The 235-nt window shown below is 40.0% G+C and carries 1 pseudogene; it reads left to right on the top strand.

Annotated elements, in window-relative coordinates:
* Nucleotides 1-61: 61 nt before the first annotated feature.
* Nucleotides 62-235 (top strand): annotated as a pseudogene (locus tag RYX56_RS25335) (electron transfer flavoprotein subunit alpha/FixB family protein); the annotation flags it as partial.

The following is a 235-nucleotide window of genomic DNA, read 5'->3' as shown; positions in this document are numbered from 1 at the left end:
AAGTAATCTAAACAAACGTCTGGAAAACCAAACTAAGTTTGTATACAGGGGGTAAACACATATGTCTAGAAAAGTATTAGTATTAGGTGAAGTTCGTGACGTATCTTTACGAAATGTATCGTTTGAAGCCGTTGCTGCCGCTGCAACAGTCGCAGAAGGTGGAGAAGTTGTGGGGGTTTTAGTTGGCGAATCTGTAAGCGCTTTAGGATTAGAATTAGTAAAATACGGTGCTGAT

Source organism: Alkalihalophilus lindianensis (genome assembly GCF_032843265.1).
GTDB classification, from domain to species: Bacteria; Bacillota; Bacilli; order Bacillales; family Bacillaceae_D; genus Alkalihalophilus; species Alkalihalophilus lindianensis.
The sequence above is the reverse complement of the archived record's forward strand: the minus strand, read 5'-3'. Positions and strand labels throughout refer to the sequence as shown.